This window comes from Paenalcaligenes sp. Me52 (assembly GCF_050487965.1).
Lineage (GTDB): Bacteria > Pseudomonadota > Gammaproteobacteria > Burkholderiales > Burkholderiaceae_B > Paenalcaligenes.
The window spans coordinates 700,253-723,702 of sequence record NZ_JBKQFO010000001.1; the positions used below are offsets into that span (position 1 = coordinate 700,253).

General features: G+C 51.1%; 22 protein-coding genes. 11 read left to right on the forward strand and 11 right to left on the reverse strand.

The genetic code is table 11. The features are described from left to right. Positions 1 to 23 precede the first annotated feature (23 nt). Entirely contained in the window at positions 24 to 2,315 is a 2,292-nt protein-coding gene (locus ACLO87_RS03235; RefSeq protein WP_135861677.1) for an NADP-dependent malic enzyme, read from the forward strand. Between the two features lie 383 nt (positions 2,316 to 2,698). Next, the gene (locus ACLO87_RS03240) at positions 2,699 to 3,181 is read left to right on the forward strand and encodes a barstar family protein (protein WP_135861676.1); all 483 of its coding nucleotides are present in this window, start codon (positions 2,699 to 2,701) and stop codon (positions 3,179 to 3,181) included. A 6-nt stretch (positions 3,182 to 3,187) separates the two neighbouring features. Here ACLO87_RS03240 and ACLO87_RS03245 read toward each other — a convergent pair whose 3' ends face one another. Beyond that, a complete protein-coding gene (locus tag ACLO87_RS03245) occupies positions 3,188 to 3,937 on the reverse strand; it encodes a 16S rRNA (uracil(1498)-N(3))-methyltransferase (RefSeq protein ID WP_430222770.1) in 750 nt (249 codons plus the stop codon). Between the two features lie 165 nt (positions 3,938 to 4,102). Between ACLO87_RS03245 and tkt the strand changes: the two genes are divergently transcribed. Genes tkt through ACLO87_RS03260 form a run of 3 tightly spaced genes read left to right on the forward strand, consistent with a single transcriptional unit; the run spans position 4,103 to position 8,437 of the window. Further along, entirely contained in the window at positions 4,103 to 6,148 is a 2,046-nt protein-coding gene (gene tkt / locus ACLO87_RS03250; RefSeq protein ID WP_430223717.1) for a transketolase, read from the forward strand. Between the two features lie 15 nt (positions 6,149 to 6,163). Then, the gene (gene gap / locus ACLO87_RS03255; RefSeq protein ID WP_135861674.1) at positions 6,164 to 7,180 is read left to right on the forward strand and encodes a type I glyceraldehyde-3-phosphate dehydrogenase; all 1,017 of its coding nucleotides are present in this window, start codon (positions 6,164 to 6,166) and stop codon (positions 7,178 to 7,180) included. Positions 7,181 to 7,240: 60 nt separating this feature from the next. Then, entirely contained in the window at positions 7,241 to 8,437 is a 1,197-nt protein-coding gene (locus tag ACLO87_RS03260) for a phosphoglycerate kinase (protein WP_430222771.1), read from the forward strand. An 18-nt stretch (positions 8,438 to 8,455) separates the two neighbouring features. Here the strand turns inward: ACLO87_RS03260 and ACLO87_RS03265 are convergent, their stop codons facing one another. Next, positions 8,456 to 9,295 carry an NAD-dependent epimerase/dehydratase family protein gene (locus tag ACLO87_RS03265; RefSeq protein WP_430222772.1) on the reverse strand — a complete coding sequence of 280 codons (840 nt, stop codon included), beginning with the start codon at positions 9,293 to 9,295 and terminating at the stop codon, positions 8,456 to 8,458. A 97-nt stretch (positions 9,296 to 9,392) separates the two neighbouring features. On the opposite strand from ACLO87_RS03265, the gene mog reads away from it, so the two are divergent. The 6 genes from mog to ACLO87_RS03295 all read left to right on the forward strand — a co-directional run bounded on the left by mog (position 9,393) and on the right by ACLO87_RS03295 (position 14,894). Then, complete coding sequence (gene mog, locus ACLO87_RS03270) at positions 9,393 to 10,013, forward strand: molybdopterin adenylyltransferase (protein WP_135861671.1); 621 nt, start codon at positions 9,393 to 9,395, stop codon at positions 10,011 to 10,013. Between the two features lie 83 nt (positions 10,014 to 10,096). Next, on the forward strand, positions 10,097 to 11,161 hold the full coding sequence (gene fba, locus ACLO87_RS03275) for a class II fructose-bisphosphate aldolase (RefSeq protein ID WP_135861670.1): 1,065 nt from the start codon (positions 10,097 to 10,099) through the stop codon (positions 11,159 to 11,161). A gap of 104 nt (positions 11,162 to 11,265) precedes the next feature. Then, positions 11,266 to 12,147 (forward strand): phosphoribosylaminoimidazolesuccinocarboxamide synthase, encoded by an 882-nt coding sequence (locus ACLO87_RS03280; protein WP_430223718.1) that lies wholly within the window; start codon positions 11,266 to 11,268, stop codon positions 12,145 to 12,147. 20 nt (positions 12,148 to 12,167) lie between these two features. After that, positions 12,168 to 12,677, forward strand: a complete 510-nt coding sequence (purE, locus tag ACLO87_RS03285) for a 5-(carboxyamino)imidazole ribonucleotide mutase (protein ID WP_135861669.1) — start codon at positions 12,168 to 12,170, stop codon at positions 12,675 to 12,677. 23 nt (positions 12,678 to 12,700) lie between these two features. Beyond that, positions 12,701 to 13,873, forward strand: a complete 1,173-nt coding sequence (locus ACLO87_RS03290) for a 5-(carboxyamino)imidazole ribonucleotide synthase (RefSeq protein ID WP_430222774.1) — start codon at positions 12,701 to 12,703, stop codon at positions 13,871 to 13,873. Further along, on the forward strand, positions 13,866 to 14,894 hold the full coding sequence (locus ACLO87_RS03295; protein ID WP_135861667.1) for an L-threonylcarbamoyladenylate synthase: 1,029 nt from the start codon (positions 13,866 to 13,868) through the stop codon (positions 14,892 to 14,894). Before ACLO87_RS03290 ends, ACLO87_RS03295 begins: the two co-directional genes overlap by 8 nt. An 11-nt stretch (positions 14,895 to 14,905) precedes the next feature. Here the strand turns inward: ACLO87_RS03295 and ACLO87_RS03300 are convergent, their stop codons facing one another. The 9 genes from ACLO87_RS03300 to ACLO87_RS03340 all read right to left on the reverse strand — a co-directional run bounded on the left by ACLO87_RS03300 (position 14,906) and on the right by ACLO87_RS03340 (position 23,300). After that, positions 14,906 to 15,721 (reverse strand): alpha/beta fold hydrolase, encoded by an 816-nt coding sequence (locus ACLO87_RS03300; RefSeq protein ID WP_430222775.1) that lies wholly within the window; start codon positions 15,719 to 15,721, stop codon positions 14,906 to 14,908. 91 nt (positions 15,722 to 15,812) lie between these two features. Next, on the reverse strand, positions 15,813 to 17,006 hold the full coding sequence (locus tag ACLO87_RS03305) for an acetyl-CoA C-acyltransferase (protein ID WP_430222776.1): 1,194 nt from the start codon (positions 17,004 to 17,006) through the stop codon (positions 15,813 to 15,815). Further along, positions 17,003 to 18,310, reverse strand: a complete 1,308-nt coding sequence (locus ACLO87_RS03310; protein ID WP_430222777.1) for an ArgE/DapE family deacylase — start codon at positions 18,308 to 18,310, stop codon at positions 17,003 to 17,005. Before ACLO87_RS03310 ends, ACLO87_RS03305 begins: the two co-directional genes overlap by 4 nt. 17 nt (positions 18,311 to 18,327) lie before the next feature. Further along, positions 18,328 to 18,975 carry a 3-oxoacid CoA-transferase subunit B gene (locus tag ACLO87_RS03315; RefSeq protein WP_430222778.1) on the reverse strand — a complete coding sequence of 216 codons (648 nt, stop codon included), beginning with the start codon at positions 18,973 to 18,975 and terminating at the stop codon, positions 18,328 to 18,330. Beyond that, positions 18,962 to 19,657: a CoA transferase subunit A gene (locus ACLO87_RS03320; RefSeq protein WP_430222779.1), complete on the reverse strand. Its 696-nt coding sequence runs from the start codon at positions 19,655 to 19,657 to the stop codon at positions 18,962 to 18,964. Before ACLO87_RS03320 ends, ACLO87_RS03315 begins: the two co-directional genes overlap by 14 nt. Positions 19,658 to 19,678: 21 nt before the next feature. After that, complete coding sequence (locus ACLO87_RS03325) at positions 19,679 to 20,437, reverse strand: amino acid ABC transporter ATP-binding protein (protein WP_135861662.1); 759 nt, start codon at positions 20,435 to 20,437, stop codon at positions 19,679 to 19,681. 3 nt (positions 20,438 to 20,440) lie between these two features. Beyond that, entirely contained in the window at positions 20,441 to 21,103 is a 663-nt protein-coding gene (locus tag ACLO87_RS03330) for an amino acid ABC transporter permease (RefSeq protein ID WP_135861661.1), read from the reverse strand. A gap of 12 nt (positions 21,104 to 21,115) precedes the next feature. Next, on the reverse strand, positions 21,116 to 21,883 hold the full coding sequence (locus ACLO87_RS03335; protein WP_430222780.1) for an ABC transporter substrate-binding protein: 768 nt from the start codon (positions 21,881 to 21,883) through the stop codon (positions 21,116 to 21,118). Positions 21,884 to 21,962: 79 nt separating this feature from the next. Further along, the gene (locus ACLO87_RS03340; protein ID WP_430222781.1) at positions 21,963 to 23,300 is read right to left on the reverse strand and encodes an aminotransferase family protein; all 1,338 of its coding nucleotides are present in this window, start codon (positions 23,298 to 23,300) and stop codon (positions 21,963 to 21,965) included. Positions 23,301 to 23,450: the final 150 nt, after the last annotated feature.

Genomic DNA, 23,450 nt, shown 5'->3' on the forward strand with positions numbered 1-23,450 from the left:
TCTAGAGTAAGTGGTTAAACGTTATGGATGAAAATCTTCGCAAGGCAGCGCTCGAGTATCACGAGCAAGGTCGCCCTGGCAAACTGTCAGTGACACCTACTAAGCAGTTATCCAACCAGCGTGATCTGGCGTTGGCGTATTCTCCAGGTGTTGCAGCCGCGTGTGAGGAAATCGTAACTGACCCGCAAAATGCGTTCCGTTACACCGGTCGTGGCAACTTGGTTGGTGTTATCACCAACGGTACTGCTGTACTGGGTCTGGGCAATATTGGTGCATTGGCATCTAAGCCTGTGATGGAAGGTAAAGCTGTTCTGTTCAAGAACTTTGCTGGTATCGATGTATTCGATATCGAGATCAATGAAACCGATCCAGAGAAACTGGTAGATATCATTGCTGGTTTGGAACCCACTTTCGGTGGTATCAACCTAGAAGATATCAAAGCGCCAGAGTGCTTCATCGTAGAGAAAAAGCTGCGTGAACGCATGAAGATCCCTGTCTTCCACGACGATCAGCACGGTACAGCTATCTGTGTGGCTGCTGCATTCCTGAACGGTTTGGCAGTGGTAGACAAAAAGCTAGAAGAAGTAAAAGTGGTAGTGTCCGGCGCGGGCGCAGCTGCTTTGGCGTGTTTGGAGTTGTTGGTAGACCTAGGCCTACCAATGAAAAACATCTGGCTGACAGACATCGAAGGCGTGGTCTACAAAGGCCGTACCGTCTTGATGGATGAAACCAAAGAGCGTTTTGTACAAGATACAGATGCACGTAAATTGGCCGATGTGGTTGAGAATGCCGACGTATTCTTGGGCTTATCTGCTGGTGGCGTGTTGAAACCAGAAATGGTGGCACGCATGGCTGCTCGCCCACTGATCTTGGCGTTGGCTAACCCTAACCCAGAAATTCTGCCCGAAGACGCACACGCGGTACGTGATGACGTGGTGATTGCTACAGGTCGTTCTGACTACCCTAACCAAGTCAACAACGTGCTGTGCTTCCCGTACATCTTCCGTGGCGCGCTGGATATTGGTGCAACCACCATTACACGTGGCATGGAAATTGCGGCTGTACACGCTATTTGCCAATTGGCGCGTGAAGAGCAAGATGAGCTGGTTGCTGCGGCTTACAACATCGAGAATCTGGAGTTTGGTCCTGAGTACCTGATTCCAAAACCCTTTGACTCTCGCCTGATCGCACGTATAGCTCCTGCTGTTGCTAAAGCCGGTATGGACGAAGGCGTTGCTACACGTCCTATCGAAGACCTAGACGCATACGTCTACCAGTTGCAGCAGTTTGTGTACCGTTCTGGCGCTTTCATGAAGCCTGTGTATGGTGCAGCTAAAGAGATTGTTAAAAACGGCGGCAAATCACGTATTGTGTTCGCAGAAGGCGAAGACGAAGGTGTGCTGCGTGCGGTACAGGTAATCGTAGACGAGAAATTGGCTACACCTATCCTGATTGGCCGCCCAGCCGTGTTGCAACAACGTATTGAGCGTTTTGGCTTGCGTATTCGTTTGGGTGTTGACGTAGATGTCACCAACCCAGAGCAAGATGATCGCTTTAACCGTTACTGGACAGCCTACTGGGAAATGCGTTGCCGCGATGGCGTGACCAAAGAAATGGCACGCGTAGAGATGCGTCGTCGCTTTACTCTGATTGGTGCCATGATGCTGCATCTGGGCGAAGCCGACGGCATGATCTGCGGTACCGTGGGTAGCTACGCTAACCACTTGCAGTTCATTGACGAAGTGATTGGTAAACGTCCTGGTGCGAAAACCTACAGTGCGATGAACATCTTGCTGTTGCGTGAACGTACCGTGGCATTGGCTGATACACATGTTAATGACAACCCCGACGCAGAACAGATCGCTGAAATCACGATTGCGGCTGCACGTCGTATGCGTGAGCTGAACATCGAGCCTAAAGCAGCGTTGTTGTCCCGTTCTAACTTTGGTACAGGCAGCTCGTCATCTGGCGGCAAAATGCGCGAAGCGTTGGATTTAATCCGTCAACAAGCGCCTGAGCTAGAAGTAGATGGTGAAATGCACGGTGATTGTGCATTGGATGAAAGCCTGCGTAAACGCATTCTGCCTCACACTACGTTGAATGGCGCAGCAAACTTGCTGATTTGCCCGAACGTAGATGCCGGTAATATCGCTTACAACCTGTTAAAAACAGAGGCAGGTGGTAACGTTGCTGTAGGCCCATTCTTGCTAGGCGCTAATGCTCCTATCAGCATTATGACCTCCAGCTCCTCGGTACGTCGTATTATCAATATGACGGCACTGACGGTGGTGGATGCCAACACCGCACGCGACTAAGTTTCGCTACTGGCCTGCCTCTTAACGGAGCGCAGGCCAGTTTTTTTGTGCGTATGCTATTGTAGGTATTTTGCAATACCTGAATTGAAGTGTTGAGGGAAAGAAACGGATTCTTCGACCGCTTGCACAGAGACTGCTAAATGGATTAAAAACCCATTCGCTACGTCTAAATATCGCCTAAGATAAAAACGTTACGGGTTGTTTCTGTGCGCACCGCACGTCTCTTACCGTCAACGGAAAATTCTCAGTCATGACGAATGTACTGGCGATAGACAAGTTTCTAATTTATTGTTCGGATTAGCCAGAGGTAAAAGGCTGATCGGTTCAGATTGAGCAGGTATTATGGATCGACAGGAAGTCAACGTTTTTAGAAGGGCATCGCAATGAGTCAAAGCCTCAATTTGCAAGAGCTGTTGCAGCAGGGTGGCCTGATTAATGCAACCGATGCACAAAAAAGTAAAATTTTCACCATGGCACAAGCGGCCGAGATCACAGTAGGTGAAGTAGATTGTGATCGCGCTCGTAGTTGTTCAGCAGTACTGCGCGCTATTGTGAAGGCAGTGGATTACCCCGACTTTTTCGGTAGTGATCTGGATGCGCTCTATGATTGTTTGTGCGATACCGTTTTGGATCAAAAAACAGGGTTGTATCTGTGGTTTGATAAATTGCACACAGGTGACCCCGCGCTGGAAACCCATGCGCAGGCTATTTTGAGTGTGTGTAATGATGTGGCCGACTTTGTCAGCACTAAAGACAAGATGTTTGCCTACACTGTTATTCACGCAGGCAAGCACCCTGATGCTGAGCCTGGTGTAGCGCCCACGCCATACTCAGGTGGTGACGTGGAACCAAGCTACGAAGATTGAGAATGACTACAGCCAGCCCATTCTTGCGCTGGCTGCTGATACCAATGCGATAGCAGCGGTTTCGGTACGCAAAATACGAGCACCGAAACGCATAGACAAGGCCCCAGCAGCGATTGCTTGGGCCTTTTCTTCTTCTGACCACCCACCTTCTGGGCCAATCAAAAACACTATATGAGCATCAGGCCAGTCGGAGACTTCCGCCAAAGCGCTGTCTAAGTCGTGCTCAGCGTCTGGATCACAAAAAATAACGCGTGTATGAGCAGAGCTAGGGAGCGACTGTAGAAAGGCTGCCAGTTGTTGTGGGGGCGATACGTGCATGACGCGGTTGCGCCCACATTGTTCGCTGGCTGATCGGGCAACTTTTTGCCAGTGTTGTACACGCTTTTGTAGTCTGTCGCCTTGCAGTTGTAGAACACTGTAGCGAGCGGCAATGGGGGCGAGGGCAGTGACGCCTACCTCGGTGCATTTTTCTGCAATCCAATCCATTTTGTCGCCAGAGGCTAAGCCTTGGGCAACCGTAATGCGTTGCGGAAGCTCGCGTTCAAGATCTTGAAATTCCAGCAAGTGTGCTAGCACACCTTTACCTTGATGTTGTAAAGATGCCAAAAATTGTCCGCCTTGGCCATTAAAAAGCCAGACCTTAGATTGGTCTTTGAGACGTAAAACACGGAGCATATAGTGGGCCAGCTCGGTGCTAAGTTCAACGGTAGTGCCTGTTTGCAGGTCTATTTCACAAAAAAAACGTGGCAGATTCATATGCTTGGCTGAGTTTGAAGAGTCATGCTTGTTACAGCATAACCGAGCTCTGGAGTGCTTGGGTGGCGGTGCAGCGGGCATTGCGGTGGTAAAATGAATGGCTTTAATAACTACCTGTTGATGATGGGGCAGGCCACAGTGTCATTTGCCCTTCAAGAGTTTCCAATGGACTTATCCTCTTCCTCCGTATCGCCCATGGCGAATGCCATTCGTGCACTGGCGATGGATGCCGTGCAACAAGCTAAATCGGGTCACCCTGGTGCGCCTATGGGGATGGCAGAAATTGCCGAAGTGCTGTGGACACGCCACCTCAAACATAACCCAGCTGATCCTGCGTGGTTTGATCGTGACCGCTTCGTATTGTCTAACGGCCACGGCTCCATGCTGATTTATGCCCTGTTGCATCTGACAGGCTACGATCTGCCTATGGAAGAGCTGCGTAATTTCCGTCAATTGCACTCGCGTACCGCAGGCCACCCTGAAGTGGGCGAAACCGCTGGTGTGGAAACTACCACAGGCCCATTGGGACAAGGTATTTCCAACGCCGTAGGTATGGCATTGGCCGAAGCCTTGCTGGCTAAAGAATTCAACCGTCCAGGCCATAATGTTGTGGATCACAACACGTATGCGTTTGTGGGCGATGGCTGCTTGATGGAAGGTATTTCCCATGAAGCATGCTCGTTGGCAGGTACCTTGAAACTGTCCAAATTGATCGTGTTCTACGACGACAATGGCATCTCCATTGACGGTAAAGTGGAATCTTGGTTTGGCGATAACACACCAGAGCGCTTCCGTAGTTACGGCTGGAACGTTGTAGAAAACGTTGATGGCCACAGCGTAGAGGCACTGGAAAAAGCAGTACAAACAGCCAAAGCCTACGTTAAAGAAGGCAACGGCCCAACCATCATTTGCTGTAAGACAGTAATTGGTAAGGGTTCACCTAAACTGGCTGGCTCCGAGAAATCTCACGGTGCTCCATTTGGTGATGAAGAAATTGCTGCCACACGCGCAGCCATTGGCTGGCCTCATGCTGCTTTTGAAATTCCAGCAGACGTGTACGAATACTGGGATGGCCGCAGCAAAGGTGCTGCTGCTCAATCCGAGTGGGAACAGCGTTTTGCCGCATACCAAGCTGCACACCCAGAACTGGCTAAAGAACTGGCCCGTCGTCTGCGCAGCGAATTGCCTGCTAACTTCGACGAGTTGGCTCAAGAGTTACTGAACAAAACCCAAGCGGCAGCACAAACCGTTGCTACACGTAAAGCCTCCCAGTTGGCCATTGAAGGTCTGGTAGATGGCTTGCCTGAAATGCTGGGTGGTTCGGCTGACTTGACCGGTTCTAACCTGACTAACTGGCCTGGCGTTGCTCCTGTGCGTGCAACCGACGACGGCGTACAGTTCGGTCGTCACATCAACTACGGTGTGCGTGAGTTCGGTATGGCTGCCGTGATGAACGGTATGGCATTGCACGGTGGTTACCTGCCATTTGGCGGTACCTTCCTGACATTCTCTGATTACTCACGTAATGCCATTCGTATGGCTGCGTTGATGAAACAGCGCGTGGTGCACGTGTTCACACACGACTCCATCGGTTTGGGCGAAGACGGCCCTACTCACCAGTCCATCGAGCATGCTTCCAGCTTGCGTTTGATTCCTAACCTGCACGTATGGCGTCCTTGCGACACCACTGAAACTGCTGTGGCATGGATTGAATCCGTTCGCCGTCCAGCAAGCGTAGGTTTGAACGTGAAAGACGGTGGCCCAAGTGCGCTGCTGTTGTCCCGTCAAAATCTGCCTTTCATTGAGCGTGATAGCCAAACCGTTGCAGCGATTGCGCGCGGTGGTTATGTATTGCGTGATGCGGCTAACGCACGTGCCATCATCATGGCTACAGGTTCTGAAGTAGAACTGGCGTTGAAAGCACAAACTGAATTAGCAGAAAAAGGTATTCCAGTGCGCGTGGTTTCCATGCCTTGCACCAATATCTTTGATGCACAAGATAAAGCGTGGCGTGATGCCGTGTTGCCTGCTGGTTTGCCTCGTGTGGCGATTGAAGCAGGTTCCACTGGCTTGTGGCACAAATATGTAGGCCTAGATGGTGCGGTTCTGGGTATAGACAGCTACGGTGCGTCTGCGCCGGCTGATGTACTGTTCAAGCACTTTGGTCTGACCACTGAGAAGTTGGTCGAAGCTGTAGAAAAGATTCTGTAAATTAGGAGATCCAAGATGACGATTCGCGTCGCTATCAATGGCTATGGTCGTATTGGCCGTATGACACTGCGTGCTCACTACGAGTACGGTAAGAAACACGGTATTGAAATCGTAGCGATTAACGCTCCTGGCCAAGACGAAGTGGCTAGACACCTCACACGTTTTGATACGGTACATGGCCGTTTCAACGCCGAGGTAGAGCTGGAAGGCAAAGAGTACTTGGTTATCAACGGTGACCGTATTCGTTTGTTGTCCGAGCGTGATCCTACTAAATTGCCTTGGGGTGAACTGAACGTAGACGTGGTCATGGATTGCACAGGCCGCTTCACAACCAAAGAAGCAGCAAGCGCGCATTTGCAAGCTGGTGCTAAGAAAGTGTTGATCTCTGCTCCTGGTGGCAAAGATGTAGACGCGACTATCGTGTACGGTGTGAACCACAACGTGCTGAAAGCGACTGATACCGTTGTGTCTAACGCTTCTTGCACCACTAACTGCTTGGCACCATTGGCTCAGCCTTTGAACCAAGAGTTGGGAATTGTGAACGGCTTGATGACTACTATTCACGCTTTCACAAACGACCAAGTGCTGATCGACGTTGCGCACAAAGATTTGCGCCGTGCGCGTGCAGCCACAATGAGCATGATCCCAACTAAAACTGGTGCAGCTGCAGCAGTAGGTTTGGTATTGCCAGAGTTGAACGGCAAGTTGGATGGTTACGCTGTACGCGTGCCGACCATCAACGTGTCCATGGTTGATCTGACATTTATGTCGGCTCGTCCTACCAGCGTAGAAGAAGTAAACAGCATCCTGAAAAAAGCCTCCCAAGGTGCATTGAAAGGCGTGCTGGACTACAGCGATGAACCGCTGGTGTCCACCGACTACAACCACAGCACAGCGTCTAGCACTGTGGATTCTATGCTGACTAAAGTATCGGGTGGTAACTTGGTGAAAGTTGCTGCATGGTACGACAACGAATGGGCTTTCTCCGTGCGTATGCTGGATACGGCTCATGCGATGATGACCGCCAAATAAATTCAGCGGCTCAAAAAGGCGGGGGTTCCCCGCCTTTGTCGTGCCTAGGATAAAGCAATCATGATTACTACGATTAAAACACTAAGCCAACTGGTGGCCGAAGGCCAAGTGGCAGGCAAGCGCGTGCTGATACGTTCCGATATGAACGTACCGATGGCCGGCGGTGCTATTACTGAGGACACACGCATTCGTGCGTCGCTGGAAGCCATTCACATGGCATTGGATGCCGGCGCCGCCGTGATGGTGATGAGCCATTTGGGCCGTCCCAAAGAAGGCGAAATAATGCCTCGCGACACACTGACTCCTATTGCTGAGCGTTTGAGTGAGCTGCTGGGCGTTTCCGTACCCCTACAACGCGATTGGATCGAAGGGGTAGATATCGCTCCGGGTCAGATCGTGCTGTTGGAAAACTGCCGCTGCAATGTTGGCGAAAAAGCCAATGACGAAACACTGGCTCGAAAAATGGCTGCATTGTGCGACATCTACGTGAATGATGCATTTGGCGCGGCTCACCGTGCTCAAGCTTCTACCGAAGGTGTGGCGCGTTACGCTCCTATTGCTTGTGCTGGTCCGTTGTTGGAAGCCGAGCTGAATGCGTTGAGCCGTACGTTGACTGACCCAGCTCGTCCTTTGGTGGCGATAGTGGGCGGTGCAAAAGTTTCTACTAAGCTGTCCATTTTGTTGGCCTTGGCGAACAAAGTAGACCAGTTGATCGTGGGCGGTGGTATTGCCAACACCTTCATGCTGGCTAAGGGCCTGAAAGTAGGTAAGTCTCTGGTAGAAGAAAGCCAACTAGACGAAGCGCGCCAAGTCATCGCGGTGATGAAAGAGCGTGGTGCTGAAGTACCTATTCCTGTGGATGTGGTGTGTGCCAAAAGCTTTGCTACTGACGCTGAACCTACCGTGAAAGCGGCTACAGATGTAGAAGACGATGATCTGATTTTGGACATCGGTCCTGAAACAGCTCAACAGTTGGCGGGCATTTTGCGCAACGCAGGCACTATTGTGTGGAACGGCCCAGTGGGCGTGTTTGAGTTCCCGAATTTTGCAGGCGGCACACGCGTGTTGGCACAAGCTATTGCTGACTCAAACGCTTTCTCTATCGCTGGTGGTGGTGACACCTTGGCAGCGATTGCAGCCTTTGATGTGGCCGATAAGATTGGCTATATCTCGACTGGCGGCGGCGCTTTCCTGGAATTCCTGGAAGGTAAAAGTTTGCCTGCCGTAGCGGTATTGCAGGAACGCGCAGCGGAGTAAGCCTAACGTAGTTGGGAGTTATAACGCGCTCAAAATGGCCTGATAACCTGCTAGGGTGTCAGGCCATTTTGGTGTCCAGCCTAGCTGTTTTAAACGTTGGTTACTAAAACGCTTGCCTTGAGCGGGAGCTTGATCATCGCGCTGTGGTGGGGTGATCCCTAGATATTCGGCCAAGCTGGTGTATAGGTCTATTTGTTCTAATGGCGTGTCGTCGGTGCCCACATACAGAGCTTCGGGATGTGGGTGTTGTAGCAGTAGACTGCACGCTTGCACCACATCATCAATATGTATGCGGTTTGCCCAATTGCCGGGTGAAGAGGGGACGACCCAACCCGGTTTACGTAAACGTTGCAGCCATTGCAGGCGTTCTGGGCCGTAGATGCCGCTAAAGCGAATGACTACTAGTTTGTCTCCCAAGCGTTCGCGCAATAACTGTTCAGCTTTTACTAAGGCTATGCCATTGAATTGAGCAGGGGCAGTAGGGCTGCGTTCATCTATCCAAGATTCACTCGCACCGTAGACGGCGGTGGACGATACAAAAACAAAGCGTTGTAAGGCAGTAAGATCCAGCGCGTTTAATAGGTTATTTAGGCCGGTTTCGTAAACGGCAGCATAACCCGCTTCGGAGCGTTCGCTAGGTGTCGCGGTATACAGTACATGGCTGCACACAGGTAGTTGCTGCAGGCTATCTGCTTGGGTGAGGTCCGCTTGAATAGAAGGTATGTCGGCTTCTGCTGGGTTGGGGTTACGACGTAAGGCCCACTGCGGAACGGCGAGGTGTTTAAGCTGTTGATAACAGCGTTTGGCAATGTCGCCTGCGCCTGCGTATAAAATTCCGGTAAGTGGCTGGGCTGACATGGCAAAAACTCCTAGGTTGACGGTGGGTTATGCGTTTGCGCTACGGCTGCTTTTTGGGCATAGTAAATAGTTTGTTCCATTGTACTGTGAGGGACTTGTGAAAAAATTACAGCGTACGCATCCAGATGAATTGTTGGTGGGGCTGGTGTCGGTTTCTGATAGAGCTTCAGGCGGTCAATATCAAGATGAAGGTATCCCTGCCTTGGAGTCATGGTTAGCGGCAGCGTTGGTGCAGCCTGCACAGTGCGTGTCGCGTTTAGTACCCGATGACACAGACACTATCTCGGCCACCTTGAAAGAGTTGGTGGATGAGTTGGGTTGTGACCTAGTGTTGACCACTGGTGGTACGGGGCCAGCGCGTAGAGATGTGACACCTGAAGCCACTTTGGCAGTAGCTACACGCGAAATGCCGGGGTTTGGTGAGCAAATGCGCCAAATTAGTTTGAAGTTTGTACCGACAGCGATTTTGTCACGCCAAGTGGGTGTGCTGCGCGAAACGGCTGATCATGCGGCATTGATTTTGAACTTGCCCGGTCAGCCTAAAGCGATCAAAGAAACGCTAGAAGGTTTGAGAGACGATCAAGGTAACGTTGTAGTGCCCGGTATTTTTGCGGCCGTGCCTTACTGCATTGATCTTATTGGTGGCCCGTATGTGGAAACACACGAGCACATAGTGTCGGCATTTCGCCCAAAATCGGCACGTAGGCCTAAACAATAATACGCAAAACAAGCAAGAATTCGTTTTCACCCGTAAAATTACGGGTGATTTAGTTATTTTATTCAAGTACTCAGGAGATCTTCATGGCCTTGGTTTCCATGCGTCAGCTGTTGGATCATGCGGCTGAAAATGGCTACGGCATTCCCGCATTTAACGTGAACAATCTGGAGCAGGTCCAGGCAATCATGGAAGCGGCAGCTGAGACTGATAGCCCCGTTATCATGCAAGCTTCGGCAGGCGCCCGCAAATACGCAGGCGAAAAATTCCTGCAAGGTTTGATTCGTTCCGCCGTTGAAAGCTACCCGCACATTCCTGTGGTGATGCACCAAGATCACGGCCAGTCACCAGCTGTATGTAAAGGCGCCATCGAGATGGGCTTTAGCAGCGTGATGATGGACGGTTCTTTGGAAGAAGACGGTAAAACAGTTGCTGACTACGAATACAACGTAGACGTGACTCGTCGCGTCGTAGAGATGGCTCACAAGTTGGGCGTGACAGTAGAAGGCGAGTTGGGTTGCTTGGGTTCATTGGAAACCATGCAAGGCGACAAAGAAGACGGTCACGGCTTTGATGGCGTGTTGACACTAGACGAGTTGCTGACTAGCCCAGAGCAAGCCGCTGACTTCGTTCGTCGCACTCAGTTGGATGCGTTGGCGATTGCTATTGGTACTAGCCACGGTGCGTACAAGTTCACTCGCGAACCTACAGGCGATATCTTGTCCATCCAGCGCGTGAAAGAAATCCACGCTCGTTTGCCTAACACGCACTTGGTGATGCACGGTAGTTCTAGCGTGCCACAAGAGTTGTTGGCTGAAATCCGTGAATTCGGTGGCGACATGAAAGAAACCTACGGTGTGCCCGTAGCGGAAATTCAAGAAGCCATCAAATACGGTGTGCGTAAAGTAAACATCGACACAGACATCCGTTTGGCGATGACTGCTGCGATCCGCCGTTTCTTGTTTACATATCCAGACAAGTTTGATCCACGTGAATACCTGAAACCAGCACGTGCTGCTGCCAAAGCAGTGTGTGTAGCTCGTTACGAGCAGTTTGGTACTGCAGGTAATGCATCCAAAATCAAACCTATAGCCTTGGATGAAATTGCCCGCCGTTATGCCTCGGGCGAACTGGCCCAAAAGGTACAGTAAGGCTTAATACAGGCCATCCCACGGATGGCCTGATTTGTTTGCGGGGTTAGGTCCCTCTGACTTGCTGCTCGCCCGCAGCAAGGCGCTTTTTTAAGGAAAACATGGTGCAACAGGCGCTTTTCGAATCCACTCTGAAATCCCTACCTTTGTTGGCACGCGGTAAAGTGCGTGACATGTACGAGGTGGGAGACGATAAACTTCTAGTGGTTGCTTCCGATAGATTGTCAGCTTTTGATGTGATCATGGATGATCCCATCCCTGGTAAAGGGGCTGTGCTGACGAACATGACGGAGTTTTGGCTGAAGAAGCTGGCGCACATCGTACCTAATCACTCTACAACTGTACGTGCTATTGACGTGGTGGCTGCAGATGAGCAAGCTCAGGTTAAAGACCGTGCGGTAGTAGTAAAGCGTTTAAAACCTATCATGGTAGAGGCCGTAGCACGCGGCTATATTATTGGTTCGGGCTGGAAAGAATATCAAAAAACAGGCGCAATCTGCGGCATTCCACTGCCTGCGGGTTTGCAACAAGCTAGCCAATTGCCTGAGCCTATTTTTACACCTGCTGCTAAAGCAGAAATGGGCTCTCACGATGAAAACGTCAGCTTCTCGCACGTTGTGGCAGAAGTAGGCCAGTCGTTGGCTGAGCAAATTCGTGACATCACATTGCGTTTGTACAAAGAAGCCGCTGCTTACGCAGCAACGCGCGGCATTATCATTGCCGACACAAAATTTGAGTTTGGTCTGGACGAAGACGGTGTATTGCACTTGATGGATGAAGTGCTGACACCAGACTCTTCCCGTTTCTGGGATGCGAGCAGCTACCAAGTTGGTACTAGCCCAGCTTCCTTTGATAAACAGTTTGTACGTGATTGGCTAGAAACCCAAGATTGGGACAAAACACCGCCAGCGCCACGTTTGCCTGCTGATGTGATTGCTCGCACGGCTGCCAAGTACCAAGAAGCCTTGGACAAATTGACTAAGTAATACGCGGAGTAAGTAAGGACATGAGCACAGTAGCACCCGTAACAGTAGGGGTAGTCATGGGGTCTTCCAGCGACTGGCCGGTAATGCAAAATGCAGCCGCCATTCTGGAAGAGTTTGGTATTGCCTTTGAAACCCTAGTGGTATCGGCTCACCGTATGCCGTTGGATATGGTGGAATATGGTCGTAAAGCCAGTGAAACTGGCATGAAAGCCATTATTGCTGGTGCGGGTGGTGCTGCGCATTTGCCAGGTATGTTGGCAGCCCTAACTGAAGTGCCGGTCTATGGTGTACCGGTGCCATCACGCTACTTGCGTGGCGAAGACTCGCTATTATCTATCGTACAAATGCCTAAAGGCGTGCCTGTAGCAACCTTTGCTATTGGCGAAGCCGGTGCAGCCAATGCCGCATTGCATGTGGTGGCTAACTTAGCTATGTATGATGATGCGTTGCGTGTGAAGTTAAACGCATTCCGTGCGCGCCAAACTGAAGTGGCACGTAACATGCAGGTGCCTCCACCTGAGCAAGCCTGATTTTTAAGCGAAACGAGCAGTATATGAACAAGGTTACAAACGAGGCCGTGATCCAACCTGGCGACTGGCTAGGTATGATTGGTGGCGGTCAATTGGGACGTATGTTTTGTCATGCAGCCCAAAGCTTGGGCTACAAAGTGGCTGTGTTGGATCCCGATCTCAACAGCCCTGCGGGCGCTGTAGCGGACAAACATATTCGCGCCGCTTACGATGATGAAGAAGGTTTGCGTGCGTTGTCGGCACAGTGCAAAGCCATCACGACTGAATTTGAAAACGTACCAGCAGCCAGTTTGCAGTTCTTGGAGCAAGGCAGTCGTGTGACGCCTTCTTCATCTGCCGTAGCGGTTGTACAAGACCGTATTACTGAAAAAGCGTTTATCGTGTCTGCAGGTGTACCTGTGGCGCCTTATGCGCCTATACACAGCAAAGCAGATTTGCAAAATGCCGATGCGGCATTGTTCCCCGGCATTTTGAAAGCAGCACGTTTGGGTTACGACGGTAAAGGCCAAGCACGTGTGAGCAGCCGTGAAGAGGCGCTGAATGCGTTTGCTCAATTTGGCGAAGTACCCTGTGTGCTAGAAGCTTTGCAGCCATTGAAAGATGAAATTTCTGTGGTGATGGCACGATCGCTAAACGGTGATGTGGCGGCATTTGTACCTTCACATAACGAGCACCGTGACGGTATCTTGGCAGTTTCCACAGCGGCATCCGCTAACTTGCCGGTGTACCAAGAAGCCATTACTGCTGCCACGAAAATTGCGCAGACCTTGGGTTACTACGGTGTGTTCTGTGTGGAATTTTTCATTCTGCAAGACGGCTCGGTGATTGCTAACGAGATCGCACCACGTCCCCATAACAGTGGTCACTTCACGATGGATGCGTGTGTGACCAGCCAGTTTGCACAACAAGCGCGTGTGATGGCCGGTTTGCCGCTGGGTTCTGCAACCTCACACAGCTATTCCGTGATGTTGAACCTGTTGGGTGACTTGTGGTTTGACGAGCAAGGCACATACCGTGAGCCTGATTGGGCGGGTGTGTTGGCTGTTCCGGGTGCATGCTTGCATTTGTATGGCAAAGCAGAAGCCCGTAAAGGCCGCAAGATGGGTCATATCAACGTGATCGGTAGCACGCTGGAAGAAGCACAACAACGTGCAGCACAAGCCGCATTGCCTTTGGGTTTTGTGTACCATGCATGAGACTGTAATCAGCCCGTCTGATGCGCAGTCTGTGCAGCAGGCTGCTGAATTGCTATATGCCGGCGAGCTAGTCGCATTTCCTACCGAGACCGTTTACGGTTTAGGGGCAGATGCGGAAAACCTAGCAGCGCTGGCCAGTATCTATGAAGCCAAGGGACGTCCTAGCAATCATCCGGTGATTGTGCACGTCGCCCCCGGGGCTGATTTGTACTATTGGGCCAAACAAATTCCCGATGAAGGTTGGCGCTTGGTAGAGTGTTTCTGGCCTGGCCCGTTAACCTTGATTTTGCCTAAGGCAGATCATGTGCCGCTGCAAATTACCGGTGGACAAGATAGCGTAGGAGTACGATGCCCATCGCACCCGGTAGCACAAGCCTTGTTGACTGCTTTTGCTAAGTGCAAAGGTGGGCAGGGTGGAGTGGCTGCGCCATCCGCAAACCGTTTTGGGCGTATTTCGCCTACGCAGGCTTACCATGTACAACAAGAATTCAAAGGTTGTGTATTGCAGCCCAAGATGATCTTGGAGGGTGGCCCTGCCGAGGTAGGGATTGAGTCCACCATTGTGGATGTATCACGTGTGGCGACTACCGGTGAAGTGGCCGTCTTGCGCCCTGGCGGCATTAGCGTGGCACAAATAGAGGCAGCACTAGGGCGTTCGGTACAAATAGGGGCTAAGCACCATGCACCACGTGTGTCGGGTAGCTTAAAAGCTCACTATGCACCAACAACACCACTTTTTAGCTTGTCGCGTGCAGCGTTGCACGCCAAAGCAGCCGAGGCTACAGCACCTAAGAAGGTAGGGTTGTTAGGCTTTGGGAAAGCTCCCGCAGCGTTAGCCGCTGGGTTGCAGTGGGTAGAGTTACCTAGTCAGCCAGCACACTTTGCACACGCGTTGTATGCATTGCTGCGTGAGCTGGATGAGCAAGGTTTTGATGCCTTCTATATTGAGCAGTTGCCTACTACGGCAGAATGGCTGGCTGTGGCAGACAGACTCAACAGAGCGGCTGCCGCGTTCGAATAAATCGCTGCTATTTAATCTAGCAAGTTGTGGTCTTGTAAGAAGCGCAAGCAGCGCTTCTTAAGGCGTTCCGGCTGTTCAAAATGTGGACTATGCCGGATGCCTGCCAACACCAGTGCCTCAGCATGAGGCACTAAGCATTGCACCCCATACACTTGATGCAAGGATGAGTACTCATCCTCGTCGCCCTGTATCAGCAGCGTAGGGCATTGGATGTTCGTTACATCACTTTCTATGTTCCAGTTTTTCTGGAAGTCAGGGCTGCTCCACGCACGGCTCCATGGTTTGAAGGTGCCATCTACATCTTGGTGATAACGAGCCAGTCGTTGGCGCAGATCGCCACTGTCGTACCAGTTGATGCAATGTTCTAACCCGTGGTGCATAAAGGGTTCTACATTGATGTGTGGGGCAACACAAATGATGGCGCGTGCAGCACTGTTGTCCATAGCTGCATTCAATAGGGCGATAGAGCCGCCATCGCTGTGACCAAACAAAATGGGGCGCTCGTGGGCTAAGCCTAAAGCAGCCAACACAGCAGGCAAACGCTGTTGTGCTTCACGATGCAGGTAGTTGATGGGTAAGTCTTCGTTAGGGTTGCGTGGTGTGCTTTGACCGTAGCCTGGACGTGAGTACAGTAAGCCACGGCAGCCTAAGAAAGAGGCCAGCTCTTCGGGCCAGAAAGACCAATGATTAATACTGCCTAACCCTTCATGTAAAAACACCAGCAGTGGCGCTTGAGGGTCTTGGCTACCTACCCATTGATACTCAATGTCCAGCAAGTTGCCGTCTTCGGTGATTTGCAGCGTTTGATGTGTAGCAGGTTGACGCATGGTAAAGCCTAGCCTAACGAAGGAAAACCTTTTGAGTATACGTGAAAACCACGTATGGCTCTCAGTACCCCCGTTAGGCTGTGCGGGCTTATTAGACGCGTTCAATGAGCATGGCAATACCTTGCCCGCCACCTATGCAGGCAGCAGCAATGCCGTAGCGACCTTGTTGTTGATGCAGTGTGCGTGCCAGTGTGCCGACTAAGCGTATGCCTGTTGCGCCTAGTGGGTGGCCCAGTGCCAAGGCACCACCATGCACGTTAACGCGTTCAGCATCAATGCCTAGCGATTGAATGGCATACAGCGGTACCACGCTAAAGGCTTCGTTGATTTCCCAGAAATCAATATCCGACACGCTGAAACCGGTTTGTTGTAGCAAACGCTGCACGGCCGGGACTACGCTTTGCCCCATCATTTCTGGGCGCACACCACGGTCTACGCACGCCACAATACGGGCCATAGGGGTGAGGTTGTATTGCTGTATGGCAGATTCCGAGGCCAGCAATCCTAACGCTGCACCGGTAGTCAGAGGAGAGCTGTTACCCGCACTAATCACACCATCTTCTTTGAACACGGTTTTCAGCTCGGATAGGGCTTCTGCTGTGGTGCCTGCACGTATGCAACTGTCGAGGTGTACCGTTGCTGCACCGTTTTCTACGGCAGGCAGCGCTATGATTTCTCCCGCCAGATACTGATCTGCTTGTGCTTGTGCGGCACGCTCATGGGAACGCACGGCGAAGAGGTCCATTTGCTCACGACTAATTCCAGCAAAGGCAGCTAAGTTTTCCGCAGTGAGCCCCATGTTCATGGCGTGTGTCATGTCGTAGGCTTTGCTGTTTTGTATCGCGGCAGAAAGTTGTGGAACTGTCAGCGTACCCTCTTGGAACAGGCTGGGGCCCATAGGGATACGCGTCATGTGTTCGTAGCCGCCTGCAATCGCCAAGTCCGCTGCTCCTGATGCAATGTTCAGTGCACTAGCACGTAGCGCAGCAATACCGGAGCCGCATTGTTGGTCAATGCTACGGCTAGCACACTGGTCACCTAACTGGCTTAATAGCAAGGGGTAACGCCCGCCGAAGCTCCATTGTTCTTTAACGCCCAAGGCGCAACCAATGCTCAAGTCGTCTACGCTATCGGCATTGAGTCCATTGTCTTCCAAGCAATGATCAATCAAATGGGCCAATAAGACATCGGCACGTTGTTCGGCAAAACTGTCTACTTCAGGCTTGCGCGAATTAGCACGACTAAAGGCCGAGCGTTTGTAGTAACTCAGGTATACGGGGTTCATGAACGAGACTCCAACTGCCCCCAGCGGCTGATGAACAGTGCATAGGTTTTAAGGGTTTGACGTATGGATTCGATGTTGACGCACTCATCTACACCATGAATGTTTTGCGCGACAGGACCATAGCAAGTGCCAGCGGTGCGACTGTAGAAGTGGAACGCGCGCAGGTCAGTTGTACATGTAGACAAATAATGGGCCGGCTCAGCATGTGTCAGGCTTTGGTGTGCGGCAGAAAGCTCACGTATGCCATCGTGTTTCATGTCTACCAAGTGGCCTTCAGAACGGAAACCATGGAAACGTAGAATAGGGCGCTGGTCTGCAAAAGCAGGGTCTTTGGCGATGGCTTCTTCAATGCAGTCACTGACCTTTTGCATGATTTCATTGGCAGACATGCCGGGCGGGAAACCTATGCGGGCTTCTAGCTGTGCATGTGAAGGCACGCTGGATGCCCAGTTGCCACCTTCCATCTTGCCTATGTTCAAGTTGAAGGGCTGTGCCATCGTGTCGTAAGGGGCTTGTCTATGGTGCTCGTTTAGCTCGGCCTCTAAGCCTTTTAGCCACGGAATCAAGCGTTGCAGCTTTTCAATGGCGTTGATCCCCGCAGAGGTGTCCAGCACGTGTGCCGGTTTACCTTTGACGGTAAGTTTGAACCACAGCACACCCACTTGGCCCGTGTAAATCTGTGCGCCAAAAGGTTCAGGAATCAGCGCAAAGTCACCACCAAAACCTTGGTTTAAGCAGGCTAATGTACCGTTACCTGAGCACTCTTCTTCTACCACAGCCTGTATGGTTAATGGCGAGGTAATCGTAAAGCCAGCGTGTCGTATGGCGTGTACCGCATAGATCATCGCGGCTACGCCTGATTGCATATCACCTGCACCACGGCCATACAACCAGCCTTCATGACGCCAAGGTTGGTGTGGAGGGCGTGACCACATATCAGAAGGTTCAGCGCTGACCACATCCAAGTGACCATTTAGCACCAACGATTTACCTGCAGCACCGGGGTTAAGTTGGGAGACCAAGTTGTATTTATGGTCGTGATCCCAATCCACGGGGGCGTACAGTGGGTGGCTGCACAAGGCATGGTGCTTCATGTGCACACGTTGTGGAGCGAGATCTAGACGTGTCAGCCTGTCCTCAACCACATCCAAAACGCCTTGCTCGTGGTTTAGTACGCCGTACTGACTCACCATGTTTTCGGTGAATTCCAGTACCTCTTCAAAGACGCTATCGCAACTGTTTAGGATGCGCTGCTCCGCCGCCGTAATGTCGCGTACGGCGGGAAAAGTAGTGTTGTGACTCACATTGATTCCCTTTGCGCTTAGAATTCCGCGATGTGTTCAGGCAGAATGAGCGGTGCTTCGGTCATGGCAATGAGCTCATCTAGCGTGACGTCGGACGCTTTTTCTACCAGTAGTAAACCCTCAGGCGTGACATCCATGACGGCTTTATCGGTGATGATGCGTGACACACAGCGTTCTGCGGTCAGAGGCAAACGGCATTCTTTAAGGATTTTGGAATTGCCGTATTTATCGCAGTGCGTGCTGAGTACGACGATACGAGGGGTTTTTTGAGCCAATTCCATGGCCCCACCAATGCCGGGCGAGAACTTGCCAGGAATTTTCCAGTTAGCCAAGTTACCGTGTTGGTCTACTTCAAACGCACCAATCATGGTGAGGTCCAGTTTTCCACGTCTGATCATGGCAAAGGACACGGCGCTATCGAAGTGACTACCACCCGCCAAGGTGGTGACGTAGTTACCCGCTGAGTCAATCATTTGTGGATCAATGTTGTCCACAGCCGGTTGTGGACCTACACCCAGAATGCCGTTTTCAGCGTGAATCAACACTTCCAAATTATCGGGTAAGTAGTTCACCACTTGAGCAGGCAAGCCAATGCCGAGGTTCACAATGCTGCCGGGAGTAATTTCGCGGGCAGCGCGCGCGATGATGCGATCAGTGTTTGACATGATGAGCCATCACTCCGTATTCAGTAGACAAGCCGTCTAGTACCACCACATTCTTAATAAAAGCGCAGGGGGTTTGTACAACGGCAGGGGGCAGTTCGCCGGGTGGGCAGCAGTTTGCAGTTTCCGCAATCACATGCTCTGCAGCCATGGCCATCAATGGATTAAAGTTGATGGCAGAACCGTGGTAAGACAAGTTACCTAGATGGTCTGCACGCGCAGCGTGTATCAAGGCAAAGTCGGCTTGCAGAGCCATTTCTACTTTGTAGCGATCGCCTTTCCATGACAACACATCATCAGCTGCGGTGATTTCGGAGTTCAGGCCAATGTCGGATAAAAAACCGTAGCTGCCTGCGCCAGCAGTACGGATCTTCTCTGCCAAAATACCTTGTGGATAAAACTCTACCTCTAAGGTGCCGGCATTCATCTGTTCGATCACATTACGGTTTAAGCCAATGTGCGTGGCGATCAGTTTGCGTACGCGGCCTGCCTCAATGAGCTTGCTGATGCCTAAGCCCATTTCATTGGCATCGTTTTTGATCAAAGTTAGGTTGGTTTGACCTTGACGCAGTAGCTCATTAATCAACGCAAATGGAGTGCCGGGGCTGCCAAAGCCACCAACCATAATGCTGGCGCCGGACGGAATCTGAGCAATTGCGGATTCCAAAGAAATACATTTATTCATGCTGTTCACTAACCGATAAAACTAGAGGTGAATGCTGGCCAGGAATTTCTGGGTGCGCTCATGCTGGGGGTTATTGAAAATCTGCTCAGGTGTGCCTTGCTCGATGATGTAACCGCCGTCCATAAAAATGACGCGATCAGCCACCTTGCGAGCAAAGTCCATTTCGTGTGTGACCACCATCATGGTCATACCCTTAGTCGCTAAGGACTCCATCACGCTTAGCACTTCGCCTACCAGTTCAGGGTCCAGTGCTGAGGTGGGTTCATCAAACAGCATTACGTCGGGGTTCATCGCCAGTGCGCGCACAATGGCAACACGTTGCTTTTGACCACCAGAGAGCAAGTCAGGATAGACGTCTTTTTTGTCTGCCAAACCTACGCTGTTCAACAGTTCTACAGCTTGTTCTATAGATTGCTGTTTATCGCGCTTCAGTACTTGAGTGGGGCCTTCAATAATGTTTTGCAGGATGCTCAAGTGCGGGAACAGATGAAAGTGCTGGAACACCATGCCCAAGTTGGTACGTATATGGCACAGGTGACGCTCAAAGGCACGGCCTTTAAGGCTGGTGTCATTGATCAGCGTATCTTTGAGGAAAATCGTGCCACCGGTAGGAACTTCAAGATGGTTTACCGTGCGCAACAATGTACTTTTTCCTGAACCACTGGGGCCAATCACCACAATCACTTCACCGGGCATGATCTCTAAGTCTACAGAGCGCAATACCTCTAGGTCACCATAGCTTTTTTTCAGACCTTTAATACGGATAATAGGTTTTGTCATGGCTTATCTCCGGCTTGTTTTCAGGTGTAGACGTTTTTCAACCAAGCGCAGCAACAAGGCGATAGCCGTGGTCATGATGGCGTACAGCAGGGTAGCACCCAAGTACAGCTCGAAAGGCTTGTAGGTGGTGCCCACCAACTGTTGGGTTTTCATGGTGAGCTCCACCAAAGTGATGGTGGAAACCAGCGAGGTATCCTTCACCAGAATGATGAAGTTATTACCCAGTGGTGGAATAATGTTGCGAATGGCTTGCGGCAAAATAATGCGGCGCATGGCTTTAGCACGCGACATACCAATAGACAGCGCAGCTTCGGTTTGGCCGAAGTTCACGGATTGAATCCCTGCACGAATGGTCTCTGCGTTATAAGCACCTACGTTTAATGCCAAGCCCAATACACCCGACGTAAAGGGCGATAGGTCAAAGCCCAACTGAGGCAAGCCGTAATAAATCAAGAACAGCTGAATTAACAGCGGAGTAGAACGAATCAACCATACGTAAAAGCTGGCGATCACATTCAAAATAGGGTTGTGGGACAGTTTGGCTAACGCCGCTCCTAGGCCAAAGATCAGGCCTAGGACAAGCGAAACGATAGACAAATAGAGGGTCAACAGAGCTGCCTCGGAAAGTACGGGCAGGTACTGTGCAATGATGCTCCAGTCAAACATGAGAATCTCTTTTTAGCGTATGTCTGTACCGAAGTACTTTTCACTGATTTGGGTGTAAGTGCCGTCGTCACGCATGTCTTGCAAGGCGGTGTTGATGGCTTGTTGCAGCTCAGGTCTGCCTTTTTTGATCGCAATACCGACTTCTTCTTGGTACAAAAGGTCACCCGCCATTTCCATGGGGGCGTTGCGTTCTTTAATGGCCATCAGGCCGGTGAGGCGAGTGGTGACGAAACCAGATAAACGTCCAGTCATTACATCCATGATGATTTGTGGATCGCCTTTGTAGGTACGTACTTCGACTTCTGGTACGTTCTGACGCAACCAGTCTTCAAAGGTAGTGCCTAGGGTGACGCCAATGGTTTTGCCTTTGAGGTCTTCAATGCTTTGTAAGCCTGAACCTTGTTTCACGAAGAGTTGAGCACCGTCACGGTAATAGGGCTCGGAGAAGTCGATGGCTTCTAGGCGCTGAGGGGTAATGGCCATGGAGCCTATGATGGTGTCGTAACGATCGGCCATCAGTCCGGCAATAATGCCGTCCCACGCGGTGGTAAGGGGTTGTGCTTTGACGTCTAGTCTTTTGGCAACCTCATTGCCTATTTCTATATCGAAGCCGGTAAGCTCACCGCGTTCATTGACAAAACTGAAGGGTGGGTAAGCGCCCGTCATTGCAAAAGAAAGCGTTTGGTTTTTAAGACCATGATCAGGCGTATCAGCGTGAACATGTGCCGGACCAAGCAGGCCCAACGTTAGGGATGCCGTGGCAATGGCAATTTTTATCATGATTGTCCTCCTTTTTTTGTGTACACCAGGCGTTCTGCCCCCCGGTGAGTGGGGGCAGAACAAAAGGCAAAGCCTGGTCTTAGAGAGAGCTACGCAGCTCTGTCAGTGTCTCGTCCAGCAATTGGATTAATGTGTCTATTTCTGCTGGTGTAATCGTCAGGGGTGGGCAGACCAAGAAGTGGTCGCCTTTAAGGCCGTTTAGCGTACGGCGTGGGTAAATCAACAAGCCTTTGCTTTTAGCGATCTGAGTCACTTTGTTAAAGATATTCAGTTCGGCAGGCCAAGGTTCTTTAGTATCGCGATCTTGTACTAACTCTATGCCATACAGCATGCCTATGCCGCGTACATGACCAACGATGGGGTGTTTTTCAGCCAGTTGATGTAACTGCTGACCTAGGTAAGCACCGGTTTCTCTGGACTTGGCAATAATGTCGTCGTCCAGCATGGTACGCATAATGGCTACACCTGTAGCACATGCCATCGGGTTACCTGCATAGGTGTGACCGTGTTGGAAGCCGCCCGATGCCATAACTGCATTCACGATTTCGCCACGAGACAAGATAGCTGCAATGGGGTAGTACCCTGCGCCCAAGCCTTTAGCCAGTGACACGATGTCAGGTTTAACATCCCAGTTTTGATAGGCCAGCCATTGACCGGTACGGCCCATACCTGCCAGCACTTCATCAAAAATCAGCAGGCAACCATAACGATCACACAGAGCACGGATGCCTTCAAAGTATTGCTGAGTCAGCATGCGAGCGCCGGTACTGGCACCGCCTACGGGTTCGATAACGATGGCGGCAATAGTGTCCCCACCTACGGCCTCAATGCGTTTTTCGGTTTCAGCTAAGACGGCAGCAATGTGCTCTTCCAGTGTCGCTTCGGTATAGCGGTACAAATCCGGAGAAGGTACTTTCACCGCGGTATTGGTGATGGGTTCGAAAGGCTCTTCCAATGGGAAGTAGCTGGTTAGCCCCAACGCACCTAAGGTGCTGCCGTGGTAGGACGGTGTGAGCGAGACAAAACGTGTACGTTGCGGTTGGTTGGTCGCAAAGAAGTATTGTCTGGCTAATTTGATGGCGCTTTCTACGGCCTCGGAACCGCTGCCTACAAAGAATACTTTGTTCAGGTAGCGATCCGTCATGTCGGCCAGCATGGAAGCCAACTCAATGGCTTCGGAGCTTTCAAACTGGGTGCGATAGCTGAAGGCCACTTTATCCAGTTGAGCTTTCATGGCTGCTTTGATCTTGGGGTGGTTATGCCCCAAGTTGCAGGTGATTGCGCCCGAGCAACCATCCAAATAGCGTTTGCCGGATTGATCCCACAGATACACGCCGTCAGCATGGCTGACCAGCGGCAGCTGGGTATTGGCTTGATAAAAAAGTGGGCTGTTGTCTGTCTCGGTATTTGTGGTCATTGTTATCTCTGAACTAAAGAAAAGGTTCAAGATTTGAGGTATTTGAGCAGATTATAGGTGTGTGTTTTTTTATTGTAAATTATAATGTTTTTTCATTATTTGATGATTTTTAATCATCAACTTTGGGGCCAGATTAACAAGTAAAAAGAG

Bases quoted from the DNA above. Each gene is read 5' to 3' on its own strand.
- ACLO87_RS03235 (WP_135861677.1), top strand. From the start codon at position 24: ATGGATGAAAATCTTCGCAAGGCAGCGCTCGAGTATCACGAGCAAGGT.
- ACLO87_RS03240 (WP_135861676.1), top strand. From the start codon at position 2,699: ATGAGTCAAAGCCTCAATTTGCAAGAGCTGTTGCAGCAGGGTGGCCTG.
- ACLO87_RS03245 (WP_430222770.1), bottom strand. From the start codon at position 3,937: ATGAATCTGCCACGTTTTTTTTGTGAAATAGACCTGCAAACAGGCACT.
- tkt (WP_430223717.1), top strand. From the start codon at position 4,103: ATGGACTTATCCTCTTCCTCCGTATCGCCCATGGCGAATGCCATTCGT.
- gap (WP_135861674.1), top strand. From the start codon at position 6,164: ATGACGATTCGCGTCGCTATCAATGGCTATGGTCGTATTGGCCGTATG.
- ACLO87_RS03260 (WP_430222771.1), top strand. From the start codon at position 7,241: ATGATTACTACGATTAAAACACTAAGCCAACTGGTGGCCGAAGGCCAA.
- ACLO87_RS03265 (WP_430222772.1), bottom strand. From the start codon at position 9,295: ATGTCAGCCCAGCCACTTACCGGAATTTTATACGCAGGCGCAGGCGAC.
- fba (WP_135861670.1), top strand. From the start codon at position 10,097: ATGGCCTTGGTTTCCATGCGTCAGCTGTTGGATCATGCGGCTGAAAAT.
- purE (WP_135861669.1), top strand. From the start codon at position 12,168: ATGAGCACAGTAGCACCCGTAACAGTAGGGGTAGTCATGGGGTCTTCC.
- ACLO87_RS03290 (WP_430222774.1), top strand. From the start codon at position 12,701: ATGAACAAGGTTACAAACGAGGCCGTGATCCAACCTGGCGACTGGCTA.
- ACLO87_RS03295 (WP_135861667.1), top strand. From the start codon at position 13,866: ATGCATGAGACTGTAATCAGCCCGTCTGATGCGCAGTCTGTGCAGCAG.
- ACLO87_RS03300 (WP_430222775.1), bottom strand. From the start codon at position 15,721: ATGCGTCAACCTGCTACACATCAAACGCTGCAAATCACCGAAGACGGC.
- ACLO87_RS03305 (WP_430222776.1), bottom strand. From the start codon at position 17,006: ATGAACCCCGTATACCTGAGTTACTACAAACGCTCGGCCTTTAGTCGT.
- ACLO87_RS03315 (WP_430222778.1), bottom strand. From the start codon at position 18,975: ATGTCAAACACTGATCGCATCATCGCGCGCGCTGCCCGCGAAATTACT.
- ACLO87_RS03320 (WP_430222779.1), bottom strand. From the start codon at position 19,657: ATGAATAAATGTATTTCTTTGGAATCCGCAATTGCTCAGATTCCGTCC.
- ACLO87_RS03325 (WP_135861662.1), bottom strand. From the start codon at position 20,437: ATGACAAAACCTATTATCCGTATTAAAGGTCTGAAAAAAAGCTATGGT.
- ACLO87_RS03330 (WP_135861661.1), bottom strand. From the start codon at position 21,103: ATGTTTGACTGGAGCATCATTGCACAGTACCTGCCCGTACTTTCCGAG.
- ACLO87_RS03335 (WP_430222780.1), bottom strand. From the start codon at position 21,883: ATGATAAAAATTGCCATTGCCACGGCATCCCTAACGTTGGGCCTGCTT.
- ACLO87_RS03340 (WP_430222781.1), bottom strand. From the start codon at position 23,300: ATGACCACAAATACCGAGACAGACAACAGCCCACTTTTTTATCAAGCC.